The sequence below is a fragment of the Streptomyces sp. NPDC002018 genome, assembly GCF_042890865.1.
Classification (GTDB): domain Bacteria; phylum Actinomycetota; class Actinomycetes; order Streptomycetales; family Streptomycetaceae; genus Streptomyces.
The window spans coordinates 1-2382 of record NZ_JBIASO010000057.1 but is presented as its reverse complement, the minus strand read 5'-3'; the positions used below and the strand labels follow the sequence as shown (position 1 = coordinate 2382).

The window sequence follows — 2382 nt, the reverse complement described above, 5'->3', positions numbered from 1 at the left end:
CGAGTGAGCCGAAGGGCGCGCCGCTGTCGAAAGGGAGAGCGCGCGGAGGCCGTGAGGTACGAGCGGCCGAGCACGGTCGACCGTCGACAGTGGCATCCAGCGCCCGGAGGCGAACCGAGCCCTCAAAAAAGAAGGTGCGTGAGCCGAAGGGCGCGCCGCTGTCGAAAGGGAGAGCGCGCGGAGGTTCGTGAGGTACGAGCGAATCGAGCACGGTCGACCGTCGACAGTGGCACAAAGCGCCCGGAGGCGAACCGAGCCCTCAAAAAAGCTGGAAAGCTACCCGCTGCCGTCACACTGTTTCTGTGTCCTCACTTCCTCACCAGGTACAACAAGGCTCCCCCACCGGCCATATGGTCGTCTGCGGAGACGACACGCTGGCCCAGCGCCTCGCCGGCGAGTTGCGTGATGTCTACGGCGAACAGGTCACGCTGGTCATTCCTCCCGTACGCGGCCATCTTCCTGTCGCCCCGCTCGTGGCGCGGGGCGGCAGGGCCTCCGCGCTCATCGGCAGGATGTCGGCGGTGGTGGCCCGTACGGCCCAGCCGGGTGCGGCGGGTGACGGCGGCGGGAGGGCCGAAGAGCCGCGTGTCATCGAGGCGTTGGACCTCGACGAGGAGACCCTCGTGGACGCGGGGGTGCGGGAGGCGGCGGCGCTCGCCCTGGTTCATGAGGACGACGAGATCAATATCCGGGCCGCGCTGGCCGCCCGTCGGCTCAACCCCCAACTGCGCCTGGTCATCAGGCTCTACAACCGGAAGCTCGGCCAGCATCTGGAGGAGCTGCTCGACCAGGCCGCCGCCGTCGCCGTTCCCGGGATCGACACGGCCGCGCTCGACGCGTCCACCACGGTTCTCTCGGACGCGGACACGGCGGCGCCCGCGCTGGCCGCCACCGCCGTGGCGGGCACCAGCAAGGTCGTCAGGGCCGACGGTCTGCTGCTGCGGGCCGTGGAGCGCACTCCGCCGGGGCCCGGTGAGGTGGCCGACCCGGGGCTCTGCACCCTCGCCCTGCTCTCGGCCACCACCAACGACCCGGCGGGCGCGGAGGGTTCGGACAACAGCGGTCAGGAGGGCCCGCGGCTGCTGCCCGACGACGCCAGTGCCGCCGCCGCGACGGGACGGGGGACGGTGGTCCTGGAGGCGGTGTCCCACGCGGGCCCCGATCTGCCGGCGGGCCGGCTGGCGGGGCGTGGCGCGCCGCTGGGTTCGCTGTTCTCCCGCCGGCTGCGCTGGTCCTTCGCCGGGATCGTGCTGGCCGTCCTCGCCCTGGCCGTGACCTCCTGGATCCTCACCGATGTCCATCCGCTGCGCGCGACCTATCTCACGCTGCTCGATCTCCTCGCCGTGGGCGATCCGGCGGTCGGTGAGCCGGCCGCACGGCAGATCCTCCAGCTCCTCTCCGGGGCCGCGGGGCTTCTGCTGCTGCCGGTGGTGATCGCCGCGGTGCTGGAGGCGCTGGGAACGTTCCGTACGGCGGCCGCGCTGCGCCGTCCCCCACGCGGGATACACGGCCATGTGGTGCTGCTCGGGCTCGGGAAGATCGGCAGCCGGGTGCTGGTCCGGCTGCGTGAGCTGGGTATCCCGGTCGTCTGTGTGGAGGAGGACCCCGAAGCGCGGGGCATCGCGCTCGCCCGTAGTCTGCGCGTGCCGGTCGTCCTGGGTGATGTGACGCAGGAGGGCGTGCTGGAGACGGCCAAGGTCCAGCGGGCACACGCGCTGCTCGCCCTGACCAGCGTCGACACCACCAATCTCGAGGCCGCCCTGTACGCGCGCTCGGTCGCGCCGGATCTGCGGGTGGCGCTGCGGGTGTACGACGACGACTTCGCGACCGCCGTCTACCGCACCCTGCGCGCGGCCCACCCCGGCGCCCTCACCCGCAGCCGCAGCGTCTCCACCCTGGCCGCGCCCGCCTTCGCCATCGCCATGATGGGGCGGCAGATCCTGGGCGCGATCCCGGTGGAGCGCAAGGTGCTGCTGGTCGCGGCCATCGATGTGGCGGGCCATCCCCGGCTGGAGGGACGCACGATCGCCGAGGTCTTCCGGCCCGGCGCCTGGCGCATCATCGCGCTGGACACCGCGGAGCCGGGGGACAGGGTGCCCGATCTGGCGGACACCCGTCTCGACCGCGAGGGGCCCAGGCCGCAGGGGCTCGTCTGGGATCTGCACCCCGGCTATGTGCTGCATCCGCGCGACCGGGTGGTCGTGGCGGCCACCCGGCGTGGCCTCGCGGAGCTGCTCGGCCGGCAGTCCGCCCGCCGGACCCGCCGTGCTCCGGATCCGGACAGGACCTAGGACTTGTCCGGTCGATCATGTGCGGAGCCAGATGGTGAGGGCTGCTGCTGTTGCGGTGCCGAGGAAGATGTAGCCGCGCTTGTCGTATCGG

General features: G+C 72.2%; 1 protein-coding gene. It reads left to right on the top strand.

All coding sequences use genetic code 11. The features are described 5' to 3' along the window. Positions 1-350 precede the first annotated feature (350 nt). On the top strand, positions 351-2291 hold the full coding sequence (locus tag ACFYYH_RS34475; protein ID WP_388559881.1) for an NAD-binding protein: 1941 nt from the start codon (positions 351-353) through the stop codon (positions 2289-2291). Positions 2292-2382: the final 91 nt, after the last annotated feature.

Bases quoted from the DNA above. Each gene is read 5' to 3' on its own strand.
- ACFYYH_RS34475 (WP_388559881.1), top strand. From the start codon at position 351: ATGGTCGTCTGCGGAGACGACACGCTGGCCCAGCGCCTCGCCGGCGAG.